At 63.4% G+C, this 13550-nt stretch carries 12 protein-coding genes, 1 tRNA gene and 1 pseudogene; 11 read left to right on the top strand and 3 right to left on the bottom strand.

What is annotated here, in order from left to right; all coding sequences use genetic code 11:
* The first annotated feature begins 68 nt into the window (after positions 1-68).
* From IEV67_RS17480 to IEV67_RS17465, 4 genes are all read left to right on the top strand, one after another.
* Entirely contained in the window at positions 69-821 is a 753-nt protein-coding gene (locus IEV67_RS17480; protein WP_188438011.1) for a FadR/GntR family transcriptional regulator, read from the top strand.
* 71 nt (positions 822-892) lie between these two features.
* Positions 893-1276 (top strand): DoxX family protein, encoded by a 384-nt coding sequence (locus IEV67_RS17475; protein ID WP_188438010.1) that lies wholly within the window; start codon positions 893-895, stop codon positions 1274-1276.
* Positions 1260-1850: a TetR/AcrR family transcriptional regulator gene (locus IEV67_RS17470; protein ID WP_188438009.1), complete on the top strand. Its 591-nt coding sequence runs from the start codon at positions 1260-1262 to the stop codon at positions 1848-1850. Before IEV67_RS17475 ends, IEV67_RS17470 begins: the two co-directional genes overlap by 17 nt.
* A gap of 116 nt (positions 1851-1966) precedes the next feature.
* Positions 1967-2058 (top strand) — tRNA-Ser (locus tag IEV67_RS17465).
* Positions 2059-2077: 19 nt separating this feature from the next.
* Here IEV67_RS17465 and IEV67_RS17460 read toward each other — a convergent pair.
* Positions 2078-3223: a tyrosine-type recombinase/integrase gene (locus IEV67_RS17460; protein WP_188438008.1), complete on the bottom strand. Its 1146-nt coding sequence runs from the start codon at positions 3221-3223 to the stop codon at positions 2078-2080.
* Positions 3224-3774: 551 nt separating this feature from the next.
* On the opposite strand from IEV67_RS17460, the gene IEV67_RS17450 reads away from it, so the two are divergent.
* The 5 genes from IEV67_RS17450 to IEV67_RS17430 all read left to right on the top strand — a co-directional run bounded on the left by IEV67_RS17450 (position 3775) and on the right by IEV67_RS17430 (position 9191).
* Entirely contained in the window at positions 3775-4800 is a 1026-nt protein-coding gene (locus IEV67_RS17450; RefSeq protein ID WP_188438006.1) for a LacI family DNA-binding transcriptional regulator, read from the top strand.
* Between the two features lie 84 nt (positions 4801-4884).
* Positions 4885-6207, top strand: a complete 1323-nt coding sequence (locus IEV67_RS17445) for an ABC transporter substrate-binding protein (RefSeq protein WP_188438005.1) — start codon at positions 4885-4887, stop codon at positions 6205-6207.
* 59 nt (positions 6208-6266) lie between these two features.
* Positions 6267-7193: a carbohydrate ABC transporter permease gene (locus IEV67_RS17440; RefSeq protein WP_188438004.1), complete on the top strand. Its 927-nt coding sequence runs from the start codon at positions 6267-6269 to the stop codon at positions 7191-7193.
* Positions 7193-8059, top strand: coding sequence for a carbohydrate ABC transporter permease (locus tag IEV67_RS17435; protein WP_188438003.1), 867 nt, complete (start codon positions 7193-7195; stop codon positions 8057-8059). Before IEV67_RS17440 ends, IEV67_RS17435 begins: the two co-directional genes overlap by 1 nt.
* A 34-nt stretch (positions 8060-8093) precedes the next feature.
* Entirely contained in the window at positions 8094-9191 is a 1098-nt protein-coding gene (locus tag IEV67_RS17430) for a DUF2961 domain-containing protein (protein WP_188438002.1), read from the top strand.
* Here IEV67_RS17430 and IEV67_RS17425 read toward each other — a convergent pair.
* Positions 9159-9470, bottom strand: a complete 312-nt coding sequence (locus IEV67_RS17425; protein ID WP_188438001.1) for an amidohydrolase family protein — start codon at positions 9468-9470, stop codon at positions 9159-9161. The two genes, IEV67_RS17430 and IEV67_RS17425, sit on opposite strands and share 33 nt — an antisense overlap.
* 598 nt (positions 9471-10068) lie before the next feature.
* Between IEV67_RS17425 and IEV67_RS17420 the strand changes: the two are divergent.
* A pseudogene (locus IEV67_RS17420) lies at positions 10069-11088 on the top strand (ISL3 family transposase); the annotation flags it as partial.
* 14 nt (positions 11089-11102) lie between these two features.
* Here the strand turns inward: IEV67_RS17420 and IEV67_RS17415 are convergent.
* Positions 11103-12023, bottom strand: coding sequence for an NAD(P)-dependent oxidoreductase (locus IEV67_RS17415; RefSeq protein WP_188438000.1), 921 nt, complete (start codon positions 12021-12023; stop codon positions 11103-11105).
* A gap of 96 nt (positions 12024-12119) precedes the next feature.
* Between IEV67_RS17415 and IEV67_RS17410 the strand changes: the two genes are divergently transcribed.
* On the top strand, positions 12120-13460 hold the full coding sequence (locus IEV67_RS17410; protein ID WP_188437999.1) for an ABC transporter substrate-binding protein: 1341 nt from the start codon (positions 12120-12122) through the stop codon (positions 13458-13460).
* Positions 13461-13550: the final 90 nt, after the last annotated feature.

Genomic DNA, 13550 nt, shown 5'->3' with positions numbered 1-13550 from the left:
ACATTTTGGCAAACCGGTTGACCAATTGCAAGTCTCGCCTTGTGAAGTGATCCGGGTATGTTGAACCCATGCCCGCATACCCCGGCGAACCGGTTGATGACATCACCGCCGCACTGAGCGCGCTGCCCTCTGGTACACCGGTGTCAGAAGTCGCGCGCCGTCTGCTCGACCTGTTCACGAGCGGTTCGGTGGCAGCCGGCACTCGACTGCCACCGGAGCGGCAACTCTCCGCAACGCTCGGCGTCGGTCGTTCGGCCGTGCGCGAAGCGCTCGCCGCTCTGGAGATCCTCGGAATCGTCGATGTGCGGCCGGGGTCCGGCACGTACCTTCGCGGGCTCGCGAGTGAGCTCCTGCCGCAGACGCTGCGATGGGGTCTACTGATCGGTGAGCGCAACACGGCTCAGTTGCTGGAGCTGCGCGAAGGCCTGGAGATCTACGTCGCCCGCCTTGCTGCCGCGCGGGCGGATGCCGGCGTCCTCTCCCGCCTCGACAAGAGCGTGAAGCGAATGCGTGAGACCGTCGGCGACCTCCCTGCTTTCGCCAAGGCCGACCTTGACTTCCACCACGCGCTCGCCGAAGCCGCAGGCAACGAGACGCTGACGGACCATGTGCACGTCATCCGTTCGCTCCTGCAGGTCTACGCGGATCGGGCGGTGCACGACCGTGCCGAGGCGGAGCGGGCGGTCGCCGAGCATGAGGCCGTGCTGGCAGGGGTGCGTGCAGGCGACGGCGATGCTGCGGCGTCCGCGATGGCTGTCCACATGGCGACCGCGACTGCACGCCTGCTGTCCGACGGCGGCGAAGCGCTGCCGGCGAGCTGAGAGAGTCTGCGCGCTCCTGCATGCATGTACAGGACCATACGGTATGGTATGGTCCCGTGGAGGAGGTCGCCATGTCCGCACTTCCCGAGCCGATCTGGCCGATCGTCGCGCTCGCCGTCATTCAGCTCATCGACGCGATCCTCTGTCTGAGGCCGGTCGCGTTCGTTGCAGCCTGCCTTGAAGACGTGCGGTTCCCTCGACGGTTCTGGTGGATGTTGCCGCCGCTCAAACTCGCGGCAGCGGTCGGGCTCATCGCCGGCATCTGGATCCCATTCCTCGGGGTCGTCACGGCGGTCGCGTTGATCATGTACTTCGTGGTGGCGATCGGGATGCACATACGGGCTCGGGACTTCGGGCGCAATCTGTTCCTCAACGCGAGCGGGATGCTGCTCACCTGCCTTGCCGTCACGCTCTTCTGCTTCGTTCTCGGGGGCGTTGATGTCGCGAGCACGTGATCGGTGGCTGACAGCCGGTGTCGAGGCGCTCGCCGAGGAGGGGGCGAACGGCGTTCGGATCGATCGACTGGCCGCACGGCTCAGACTGTCCAAGGGTTCTTTCCATCACCATTTCGGTGGTGCGGATGACTTCAAGCGCGTCCTTCTCGACCATGTTGAAGGCCTGTTGACCGACGCCCTGCAGGCAGTCGTCGCGGCACCCGTGCCCGCTGTCGGTGGGCGTGAAACGTTGGCACGTCTGACGTCGCTCCTCACCGATGCGGACGGGGGTCTTTATCGGCCAGAGCTCGAGGTCGCCCTGCGCGCCTGGGCGCTTACCGATCCTGACGCCGCGCGCGCGCAGTCGAACATCGACCAGTCCCGCCTCGAGGTCCTCCAGGAGATCTGGCGTCCCCTCGCCTCTGATGCTGAGCAGGTCCGCATCGCGGCCCTGCTGCCGTATCTCATCTCGGTCGGTGCGAGCGTGATCATGCCTCCGGTCGGCTCCGAAGATCTGCGACGTGTGTACGAACTGATCCTGCCGCTCGTCCCCGACGACGCTCTTGCGCCAGGCGATCGGAGCGTGGATGGGTGAAGCGACCCGCCTCGCGACTGTGGAACCTGTTCCTGACGTCAGCCGCCTGGTTCGAACCTCGACGCTCGACCAGTTATGATTGCAGAGCGCATCCATACTCTTCGAGTCGGATGCCTGGAGACGTCGCATAGTCCGGCCTAGTGCACCACCCTGCTAAGGTGGAGACCTCGCAAGGGGTCCAGGGGTTCAAATCCCCTCGTCTCCGCCATTGAATCCCAGATCAGACGCTAGATTCCGAAGCCGTTCGGGTCGGAAATCTTGGCCGGTGTGGCCGAATTCGAAATGTTAGTGTCCCTGTAGTGTCCCGCCTTATTCTGAGCGGCTTCTGCTTCGCCGAGGCGACGCACGAAATCACGCCGTTGTCCTTCGCCGAGGATGTGCGCGTAGATCTTCAGAACAGTGCGTGGATCGTCACCGAGATATTCGGCCACTTCGTGGACAGGAGTCCCCAGCCTGAGCCATGTCGACGCCGCATAGTGGCGTAGGGCATGGCGTCGGAAGCCGAGAGAGAACTTGCGCACAACGCCAGCCTTCAGCTGCCCGCCATACCTGTTCGTGAAGAGGTATTCATCGGCCGACTTACCGTCCGCGTACTTCTGGAAGATTTCAAGCGCGCGCGGGGACAGCGGTACCAATCGGGTTCCGCGCCATGACTTCGGATCCTTCTCCTCGTAGTTGTCCGAGTGCGAGCGCGTCACGGATAGTTGCGCAAGGGGAATTTCGATCAGCCACCCGACACGCATCGCTCGCAATTCGCCCCATCGAAGACCGGTCAGCGACTTGAACTCGTACACGTCCGCAATGTCCTCGCGACGCTCGCGCAGTACCTCGAGCCTTGCCGCAAGGATCTCGGGCGTCGGAATATTGCCAGGGCTTACCGATGGTTGAGTGATCGACAGCTGAGTGATCTTCTTCATCGATCGCACCGGATGCGGTTGGCTGAGCATGCCTTCGGCCTCGGCGTAGGTAAACAGGGCACTCAGAGTCGTCTTGGCGCGGGCCACCGTGGCAGGTGCCTTGCCGTTGTGCAGCTCCGACATGAGGTGCGCGCGGATGTCGCTGGTCTGAATCGTGGTGATCGGACGGGCGAGAAGCGCGGGCGGAAGAGCGGCGAGGTTGTTGTCATCGGTGTTGACGGTGTGCGGATTGCCGCCTTTGCGCGACGTTTGGAATCTCTTCACGAGTTGCTCAAGGGTGAACTTGCGGCTTGGCGGGAGCGGTCGTCCGGTCTCGAGCAGGTGCTTCTGCTCACGCTCCCATGCCTCAGCGTCCTTCTTGCGGCTGAAGGTCTTTGAAGCAACGAGTTTCGGGCCGGACTTCACCCTCGCCAGATAGCGGGTGCCAGCCTTTGTTGACCGTGCTTCGACGCTCATGTCACCACCCCCGCAAGGCGTTCGACGTCGATGCGTCGATAGATCCGCTTGTGCTCGGTGATGTGGACGGGTGGTACGGGTGCCTTGCCGTCCATGGCAAGGTGGCGCAGGGCGGAAGGTGGTGGCCGACGCGCTCCAGGTGCCACACTCGACACTTGTTCCCTACCTTGGAGAGTTGGAGGCCGCTGGGCTGTTGCTGGCGGATCCGCCTCGGGGTGAGCGCAAGCGCGGCGAATGGGTGGTTTACCGCGTGAACGATGAGGCGGTCACGGAGATTTATCTAAGGCTCGGGCAGGAGATCGGGGAGATCTAGCGTCGGGTCGGGTCGGGTCGGTTCTGAGCTTAGCGATTCGGATAGCGTGCGTAGACCGCATCTGAGAGTGGGCAGTTCGGTGCTGCGACGGTGCCGAGCCCCCCGTTCTGTTCGACTCCGTCGTGTAACAGTCGGATAACGCGCTTGCGTCAACACGTTTGACCTTCGTACTTTCGCATCAAACGTTTGACCCGGCCCCTGACACGACCGCGTCAAACGATTGATTCAAGGAGCATCCGTGATCACGTTGAAAGACCTCGCCGCCGCGGTCGGGGTGTCTGCGTCGGCCGTCTCCCTCGTGCTCAACGACAGGCATGAGGGCCGGGTGAACGCGCAGACCGCGCAGCGCATCCGGACGACGGCCTCCGAGATGGGCTACATCCCTAACGTCCTCGCTCGCGGCCTGAGAACGAAGCGCACGCACACGATCGGACTCCTCTCCGACGGCGTCGCCAGCGTGCCGTTCGCGGGACGGATGCTCGAGGGCGTACAGGCATCGGCGTGGGACGCCGGCTACCTGGCGATGATCATCGACACGACGAACCGTCCGGAACTCGTCGCCCAGTCATCGAAGTCTCTTCTCCAACGCGACATCGAGGCGATGATCATCGCCGCCGACTACCACCGCGTCATCGATGTGCCCAGCGTTCCACCGACGATTCCGGTCGTGGTGCTCGACGGCATCCCCGACGACCCTGCAACTGCCGACTGCGTCGTTCCAGACGAGGCCGGTGGGGCCTACGCCGCCGTCAGCCACCTTCTCGAAGCGGGTCACCGGCGCATCGGATTCTGCACTGTGGGTGGTGAGCGCTTCATCGCCTCGAAGCTGCGGTTCGACGGGTACGAGCGCGCATTGACCGAGTACGGTGTCGATGTCGACCTGGCGATGATCCTGTCCCTTCCCGACCCCAGCACCTCGCACGCCGTCGAGCCGCTGCGCGAGATGCTGTCATCTGACGACCGGCCCTCCGCGGTCTTCTGCTTCTCCGATCAGATCGCCTTCGCCGTGTACCAGGTCTGCACCGACCTCGGACTCCGCATCCCTGAGGATCTCTCCGTCATCGGCTTCGACGATCAGGAGTTCATCGCCGATGCTCTTCGTCCCGGCCTCACGACGGTGCAGCTTCCGCACCATGCCATGGGGGCGTGGGCTGCGCAGCGCGTCATCGGCCGCATCCGTGCAGAAGCTGTCGGCCCACCGATCTCGGTGCGAGTTCCGTGCCCGCTGGTCGAACGCGCATCGGTAGGACCACCCGCCCACTGACTCTCATCTCACTTCCGGTGACGCGACGCGTCACTGGTACCCGGTGCGCCCCGGCGCACCATCCACTCACCAATGGAGGAAAGAATGGCAACCATCAAGCGCAGTGCCCTGCGCGCGGCAGTCGGCATCGCGGCCACCGTCGCCGTGGCGAGCTCTCTCACCGCATGCGCTGCATCCGACGAAGCCGCCGGCAGCGACACGTTCACGATCATGCAGTACGAGAACCCCGACTCCGCACAGGGGCAGGGCTGGCAGCTCGCTCTGGAGATCTTCAAGAAAGAGCATCCTGACGTCAAGGTCGATTTCCAGACCACGAGCTTCGACGCGATGCGGCAGAACGCGAAGATCACCCTCACCGGCGACAACGTTCCGGACGTGATCGAGTTCAATAAGGGCAACGCCGACGGAGGACAGCTCGCCGGCCAGGGCCTGCTCACACCGCTGAACGATCAGGTGAAGGAATACGGCTGGGACGACAAGATCACGGGCGCCATGCAGGCGTTCGCGAAGTACGACGAGCAGGGCCTCGCGGGCTCCGGCGACTGGTACGGCATCCCGAACATCGGCGAGTACGTGATGTTCTACTACAACAAGGAGGTGTTCGCGCAGGCGGGCATCACTGAGGAGCCCACGACTCTCGACGAGTTCGAGGCCGCGATGGACAAACTCGTCGCCGCCGGCATCACCCCGATCTCGTCGTCGGCATCGACGAGCCAGGGCTTCAACCAGATGTGGATCTGGTACTCGCTCGTGTCGGCGGAGGCCGATCGCGAGGCCATCGATGACTACATGTTCCTGCGCGAGCCCATCGACTTCTCGAAGGCTCCGTGGTCGACGGGTGCCGACCGATTCCAGGAGTGGATCGACAAGGGGTACGTCGGCGATCAGTTGGGCGGTCTGAACTTCGAGCAGGCCACCGTCAACTTCCTCAGCGGTGACAAGGCGATGCTGATCTGGAACCAGGGAGAGTTCGCCCGCATCCGAGAGCAGGCGACATTCGACTGGGACTACTTCACCCTGCCAGGGGCGAATATGCAGATGGGCTCGAGCGGTCACCTCTGGGGCGTGCCTGCGAACGCGAAGAACAAGGAATTGGCGTACGACTGGATCGACATCACTCTCAGTGAGGAAGTGCAGAACAAGATCGGTCAGCTGGGCGGCCTGCCGCTTGCCGGTGATGCGTCGACCATCGAGGATCCGCTGACGCGTGAGTACACCGAGCGGTTCAACCAGCTCATGGCAGATGACACCTTGACGTTCTACCCGGACTATCCCGTTCCCGGATTCCTCGACTTCATCCAGTCGAACATGCAGGCGATATCGAACGGCAACGAGGATGCCGACGAATACACCGACAAGCTGCAGAAGTTCTACGACGACGGCCGCGAGGCTGCGCTCGCCGGTTGACCGAGTCGGGTGGGGCCGCGTTCGGCGCGGCCCCACCCGGACCCCGAAGGAGAACACTCATGGCATCCACGGCCACAGCTGCCCGCCGTCCCAAAGCGAGGCGGGGTTCGTACTGGCTCTATCTGCTGCCGCTGGTGGCAGGATTCGTCGTCGTCGTCGCGGCTCCGTTCGCGATGAACGTGTACACCAGCCTCTTCCATTGGAAGGGTGGCCAGGCGCGCATGCGCTGGGCAGGGCTCGAGAACTACGCGGACTTGTTCGCAGACGCGACGTTCTGGCATTCCTTCCAGAACACCATCGCGATGATCGTGGCCATTACCGTGATTCCCACGATCATCGGCATCCTGCTGGCGGCACTGCTGTTCGACTATCTCGGCCGCCGATTCGGCGACCGAGCGATCGCTCTGCTGCGTGCCACCTACTATGTGCCGCAGATCCTTCCCATCGCTGTCGCCGGGTTCATCTGGGCCTGGATCCTGGACACCCAGAAGGGTTCGATCAATCTCGGTCTGAAGAGCCTCGGCATCTCATCGCAGCCGGATTGGCTGGGGGATCCGAATATCGCGATCTACGCCGTCATGCTGATGCTGATCTGGCTGCAGATCGGATACCCGGTGGTCATCTTCATGTCGGCTTTGCAACGCGTCGACCCTGAACTCTACGAAGCCGCAGAGCTCGATGGGGCCGGCTGGTGGCGCCGATTCCAGGCGATCACGATCCCGCAGATCCGCCCGGAGATCTTCGTCGTAGTCCTCACCGCCACGATCGCGGCGCTGAAGGTCTTCGCGCCGATCCTCATCCTCACCGGTGGCGGCCCCGAGGAATCCACGATCGTCCCCTCCTACTACGCGTACCGCAATTTCTTCGAACTGTCCCGCGTCGGCTACGGGTCCACCATCGCGACCGTCATGTCTGTCGTGATCTTCATCGTCGCCACCGTGATGCTCATCTGGCAGCACCGCGAGTCCCGAAAGGAGCACCGCTGATGGCCACCGTCGCCCTCATCGATCCCACCGCGTTCAACAAGCCGCGCCGCACCCGCACCAACTGGGCCATGCTCGCAGTGGCGATCATCGTCGCCATCGTGATGGCGTCACCGTTCCTGCTTCTGGTGCTCAACGCGTTCAAGACCGGAGCCGACTACTCCGCGCACGGCCCGCTCGCGTGGCCGACGACCTTCACACTGGATGCCTTCATCGGCTACCTCGAAAGGGTGAACTTCCCGCTCGCCCTCTGGAATTCCGTCGTCAGCTCGACGATCATCGCCTTCGCCGCGACCGGTCTGGCCCTGCTGGCCTCCTACGCCATCGGCATCGGGAGGATCCGGGCGCGCACAACCGTGACGGCGGTGCTGCTCATCGCGACGATGGTTCCGCACGAGGCACTGATCTATCCGCTGTTCTACGGGGCGCAGGCGACGAAGACCCTCAACACGGTGTGGTCCATCGTCATCGTGTTCACGATCCTGTGGGCCGCGTACGGAACCTACATCCTCTCCAGCGTGATGTCGACGTTCCCTCGTGAGGTGCTCGAGGCCGCGGCGATCGACGGCGCGACGCGCTGGCGCATCCTGTGGACCGTCGTGTTCCCCATCGTCCGGCCGACGCTGTCGGTGCTCGTCGTGTTCATCTTCATCTGGTCATGGAACGAGTTCTACATCCCGCTGATCCTTCTGTCTGATCCCGCCTCGCAGACCGTCCCCATCGCCCTGTCCACGCTGCGCGGGCAGCACTCGATCGACATCACCGTGGTCAATGCCGGGTCGCTGCTGTCGCTCATTCCGACCCTGATCTTCTTCCTGATCTTCCAGCGCACCATCAGCCGCGGCGTGACCGCCGGCGCGGTGAAGTGACCGATCTCCATCCCGAACGAGAAAGACGTACGACATGCCCACGCAGTACAACGCCCTCCGCAATGACGGCACCCTCCGCAGCCGCTCGATCAACGCCGAGAACCCGACCGGTGCATCGGGAGCGGCCGGTGCCGCGAGCTCGAACCTCGGGCCGGGCCGTAAAGGCAGCGCCTGGTATGAGTTGCCAGCGGGAGAAACCGTCACACTCGCCGACATCTCCGGTGCAGGCGTGATCCGCCACATCTGGATCACGGTCACGGACAAGACCGACGCCGGGCCGTTCGTGCTTCGCGACCTGATCCTCCGAGCGTACTGGGACAACGCAGCCCACCCTCAAGTGGAAGTGCCACTCGGAGACTTCTTTTGCAACGGGTTCGGTGCACGCGCGCTCGTCACTTCGGAACCGATCGTCGTCGCACCGACCAGCGGCATGAACTCGTACTTCCCGATGCCGTTCCGCACCGGTGCGCGCATCGAGATCGCCAGCGAGCACGACGCCGACATCGGCCACGTCTTCTTCCAGATCGACTACACCACGGGCGACGATTTCGAAGACTGGCCCGGATACTTCCATGCTCAGTGGCGCCGCAGCAACGGCACGACCGCGCTGGGGGAAGACCACGTGATCGCCGACGACATCAACGGAACCGGCACCTACATCGGCACCTACGTGGCGCTCGCATCGCTTCAGCGCTACTGGTGGGGTGAAGGAGAGGTGAAGTTCTACGTCGATGACGATACGGATCTTCCGACGTTGTGCAGCACCGGTCTGGAGGACTATGCGGGCGGGGCCTGGGCGTTCCAGGACATGCTCAGCGCCGATCCCGAGCCCGAGCCGATCACGTTCAGCGCACCGTACTTCGGCTATCCCTTCGCGAGCGCGAAAGACGAGACGAAGGCCTCGGAGTTCTGGACGCCGATGCTGCCCATGCACGGCATGTACCGGTGGCACCTCCCCGATCCGATCTTCTTCCTGGAGCGCCTCAAAGTCACGCTCCAGCAGATCGGAACTTGGGACCACGGGTTGTTCGAGCGCGCGGACGATATCTCCACGACTGCCTACTGGTACCAGACGACGATCAATGCTCCGTTCCCAGAGCTACCACCTGTGCGGGAACGCAAACCGCGCTGACAGCCACAGCCCCCCGAGCATCGAGGCCGTTGCCGCGTCGAGGATCCAGTGGGCCTCGCCCGACGCCAGTGTCTTCGTCGTGCGGATGAGATCGACCGTCTCAGCGGCGTCACCGTATGTGGCGTCGGTGCCGAGCACGAGACGGTCGATCCCGTAGCTCGATCTGATGGCGAGCAGTGCGGACTCGGTGATCGTTCCGGTGTCGAACCATATCGACTTCGGCTCCTGCAGTGGTGCAAGGTCCTTGCTGCATTCCAGGGCGCGGGGAAGTGGTGCCATCCGGCCGACGTAGACCACCCCAGTTCCCGATCACCAGGCGGACGAAGGGTTACTGCTGGCCCCATCGCGCGAGCGCGAGGCGGGCGACCCACCTGGCCATCTCGGCCGGGTTGCCTGACGACCGGTCGCGCTGAAAACGGCATTCGCTGCGGAGATGACCGACCCGTTGTTGACTCCGGGGCGGATGTAACGAGAGCGGCTCTCGCGTCGAGTGCATGCCAGACCGGAGCGAAGTCCTCATGGTCGATGGGCGGCTTCTTCGTTCTGCTGCCGAGGGCGATCCATCGAACCCGAAGACATCCAGGCATCGCTCTGCCTCGCTGCCACGTGCCGAGAGGAACCGTGTCGAAGGCGAAGCGATCAGGATGGGCGGTCACAGCATCGGCGTACACGTCGTTGATCCGCTTCGCCAACGCCACGGCTGCCGCCTCATTATCGTCGTACATGAGCGCGCCCGCACTGATGATCTGCCGCTCGATGCCAGCGGCGTCCATGCTCGGCAGCGGTCTGCCAGATCCGTCGGGTGCATCGCGCGCAGGGGGGATCCTGTGTGTTCGGTCCAGGCGTCTGCGAATGCCGGTGATAGTGGTGGGCGTGCACGTCGATGCGCATGCGGGTTCCTCGTAGGTACGGTCAACTGTTGACGAGCGACACCTTCCGGGCGGGTCCGCCGGACATCCCCAGAAAGCTCCTGGCGGCAGGACTGGGGGTGTCCTGGAACGCCGCGAACGCGGCTGTCCTCGCCGAAGGCAAACGGCAGTTCATCGGTGACGAAAACCGCTTCGATGGCGTCACCACGAGCGGGGTTGACGAGCATGTCTGGCGGCACACGCGCAAGGGCGACAAATACGTGACCGTGATCATCGACCTCACCCCGGTGCGAACGAAGACCGGACCGGCACGGTTGCTGGACATGGTCGAGGGGCGCTCGAAGGCCGTGTTCAAGCAGTGGCTCGCTGACAGGCCGAAGCCATGGCGTGATGGGATCAAGGTCGTCGCGATGGACGGGTTCACCGGGTTCAAGACCGCCGCCGCGGAAGAGCTCCCGAAGGCGTCGGCGGTGATGGATCCGTTCCATGTGATCCGCCTCGCCGGTGACGCACTGGAGAACTGTCGACGCCGCGTCCAGCATGACGTCTTCGGACGCCGGGGCATGAAGGGTGACCCGCTCTACCAAGCCCGACGGACCCTGCTCACCGGTGCCGGGCTCCTCACCGAGAAGCAACACACCCGGCTCGACGCGCCGTTCGCTGACGAGCGGCACGTCGAAGTCCTGGCCACGCGGGGCGTCTACCAGGACATGATCACCGCATACCGGGAGAAAGACCGCGGGCTGGGACGGTTCTTCCTACAAGACACGATCGACCGGATCGGCGTCGGCGTTCCCGCAGGCCTCGTCGAGGTGCGAAAACTTGCGCGCACGCTGAAGCAACGCACCACCGACGTCCTCGGCTACTTCGACCGACCCGGCACCTCGAACGGCCCGACAGAGGCGATCAACGGCCGACTCGAACACCTCCGCGGCACCGCCCTCGGCTTCCGAAACCTCAACCACTACATCGCCAGATCATTGCTCGAGTCAGGAGGATTCAGACCCCGACTACACCCTCGTTCGTGAAGAGCCCGCAATGGTCACGGGGAGAACACGATGTTCAGCGGAATCCGTCCAGACACCAGCCGGCGCGCCTGTTCAGCGATCAGGTCGGCGAAAGCGTCCAACATCCGATCGGTCGCCCCTGCGACGTGGGGCGTGATCAGCACGTTGGGCATGATGAAGAGCGAGTCGTCGGAAGGAAGCGGTTCGGGATCCGTCACGTCGAGCGCGAACCGCAGCCGTCCAGCGGCTGCCTCGTGTCGAACGGCCTCATAGTCCATAACCCCGCCACGGCCGACGTTCACGACAAGGGATTCCGGAGGCATGCTCGCCAGGATCTCACTGGACACGATTCGTGTTGTCGACGCTTGCAGGGGAAGGCAAATCACCAAGATCTCGCACGCGCGCACTCGCTCTGGAAATTCTTCGACACCGTACACCGGAACGTCTTCCCCGTGCCTGCGCCGAGATGCGACGGCTTCGACCCGTGACCCGTGCGCGCGAAAAAGCGACGCGATACGCTTGCCGATCTGACCGTAACCGAGGACGAGCACGCGCCGATCGAGCAACGCACCGCCGAATCCGGGTGCCCATCGGCCCTCCATTGAGTCGCGGACGTACTGAGGCAGGCATCGCTCCATCGCGAGAGCGAGGAGTAGCGCAAACTCGGCCGTCGACGCTTCTTGAGCAGACCTTCCGTTGGCGTACGTGAACTCAGGGGGAAGGTTGGCTTCGACGCCGTCCGTTCCGACCGCGGCGCCCTGTACGAGCCTGATCGAGTGCCCCCGCAATGTGCGCAGCCAGGAGGCCGACGCGCCCAGGGGCCGAACCATCACATCGATCGCCTTGTCCGGAATGGCATCCGAATTGAAGGGCACGAGGTCGAGGTGATCGAACGATGCCAATCGCTCGGAGAGCTGGGGGTCGGCGATGGCGATCGTGGCGTTGGGCAGTGCCATTTTGGTCCCTTCTAGAAATGTTTGACAACGGTGTCTCCCCGAGATTAGCATCGCTTCCAAAGAAGGCTCATCCCAAATTGAAAGGGTAGGAACTCAATGAAGAGGCAAACTCTGCGGCGTCCGCTTTCGCGGATCACAACGGTGTCATTGTCCGCGACTCTCGCTATGGGGGCGCTCGTGGCATGTTCGCCGGGCGGCGACGGTTCCGTCGGTGAGGACGGCGACGTCACCATCACGTTCGTTGATCACTACGCGGATCCAAAGAAGAACATTCCCGCTGTCTGGGCAGCGATCCAGGACTTCGAGAGCAAGAATCCCGGGATCACGGTCGAACTCAAGGGCGACGAGGTCGCGACGCACCTGAACAACATGGTGGTGGCGGCGCAGAGCGGAAACCTGCCCGATATGTTCTGGATCAACGACGCGAACGCGCGGGATATGTTCGAGGCCGGCGTCACCATGGATGTCACCGAGATGAAGGACTCCCTCGACCTCGAGTCGCGGTTCTCCGGTGAGATGCTGAGCCAGTTCAGCATGGATGGCAAGCAGTACGCGCTGCCCTATACCGCGATCGTCACCGGGTTCTACTACAACAAGACGATCCTCGATGAGTTCGGTCTCGAGGTACCTCAATCGGCGGACGATCTTCTGATGGCATGCGAGAAACTCCATGCCGTTGGCGTCACGCCGATCGCTCAGGGATTCAACGGGTCGACGTACTCGATCTGGGCATTCACCGGGATGCTGCAGCGATTCGGTTATATGGACCGATACGAAGAAATCCTCGCGGGCGATGACTCGTACGCGAACGACGACTTCAGAATCCTCTATGAGTACATCCAGAAAATGCACGACGTCGGATGCTTCTCCGACAACGCGACCACGCAGTCGTACACACAGGCGATGAACGAGTTCGCGCAGGGCAACGCGGCGTTCGTGAACTCGACGTCCTCCGCATCGACCATCGTCGATTCATCGAAGGTCGAGAGCGTGGACGTCGGCTTCTGGGCGGGCCCAACTTTCTCGGACGGGGTCGGCGATCAGCAGATGATCGTGAACGTTCCTGCTGCACCGATCGCGTTCGGTCGTTCTGTGGCCGACGACCCCGCAAAGATCGAAGCCGTCAAGAAGTTCGTGGAGTACTGGTACTCGGATGCGGGGCAGCAGATCCTCGCAGCCGAAGGCGGGCTCGCCCCCGCCACGACCTATACCGCCGAGATCGACCCCGCCAAGCGTCCGGCCTTTGCTGCCGTCCTGGACGTCGTCGAGCAGGCGAGCGCTGACGGCTGGTGGAGCCCTCGGGCGCAGGTCGACTCCGTAGTTCCGACCTCGGTGCAGAACGCGATGTACGACAGTTTCAATGGTCTCGTCACCGGCGACCTAGACGCTGATGCAGCGCTCGACATCGTTCAGAAGGCCATCGACGCGGCCCGCTAGAACCGCTCCGAGTTGGTTCCGTCGGGACCTCCTCCAACTGGTCGTGGGCACGCTCACCGAAGAAGACGCGTCCACGACCTGGTCTTTCGC

The organism is Microbacterium murale, assembly GCF_014635185.1.
Lineage (GTDB): Bacteria > Actinomycetota > Actinomycetes > Actinomycetales > Microbacteriaceae > Microbacterium > Microbacterium murale.
The sequence above is the reverse complement of the archived record's forward strand: the minus strand, read 5'-3'. Positions and strand labels throughout refer to the sequence as shown.

What these genes read in the sequence shown, in the direction of transcription:
- IEV67_RS17480 (WP_188438011.1), top strand. Translation starts at nt 69, where the DNA reads ATGCCCGCATACCCCGGCGAACCGGTTGATGACATCACCGCCGCACTG.
- IEV67_RS17475 (WP_188438010.1), top strand. Translation starts at nt 893, where the DNA reads ATGTCCGCACTTCCCGAGCCGATCTGGCCGATCGTCGCGCTCGCCGTC.
- IEV67_RS17470 (WP_188438009.1), top strand. Translation starts at nt 1,260, where the DNA reads ATGTCGCGAGCACGTGATCGGTGGCTGACAGCCGGTGTCGAGGCGCTC.
- IEV67_RS17460 (WP_188438008.1), bottom strand. Translation starts at nt 3,223, where the DNA reads ATGAGCGTCGAAGCACGGTCAACAAAGGCTGGCACCCGCTATCTGGCG.
- IEV67_RS17445 (WP_188438005.1), top strand. Translation starts at nt 4,885, where the DNA reads ATGGCAACCATCAAGCGCAGTGCCCTGCGCGCGGCAGTCGGCATCGCG.
- IEV67_RS17440 (WP_188438004.1), top strand. Translation starts at nt 6,267, where the DNA reads ATGGCATCCACGGCCACAGCTGCCCGCCGTCCCAAAGCGAGGCGGGGT.
- IEV67_RS17435 (WP_188438003.1), top strand. Translation starts at nt 7,193, where the DNA reads ATGGCCACCGTCGCCCTCATCGATCCCACCGCGTTCAACAAGCCGCGC.
- IEV67_RS17430 (WP_188438002.1), top strand. Translation starts at nt 8,094, where the DNA reads ATGCCCACGCAGTACAACGCCCTCCGCAATGACGGCACCCTCCGCAGC.
- IEV67_RS17425 (WP_188438001.1), bottom strand. Translation starts at nt 9,470, where the DNA reads ATGGCACCACTTCCCCGCGCCCTGGAATGCAGCAAGGACCTTGCACCA.
- IEV67_RS17415 (WP_188438000.1), bottom strand. Translation starts at nt 12,023, where the DNA reads ATGGCACTGCCCAACGCCACGATCGCCATCGCCGACCCCCAGCTCTCC.
- IEV67_RS17410 (WP_188437999.1), top strand. Translation starts at nt 12,120, where the DNA reads ATGAAGAGGCAAACTCTGCGGCGTCCGCTTTCGCGGATCACAACGGTG.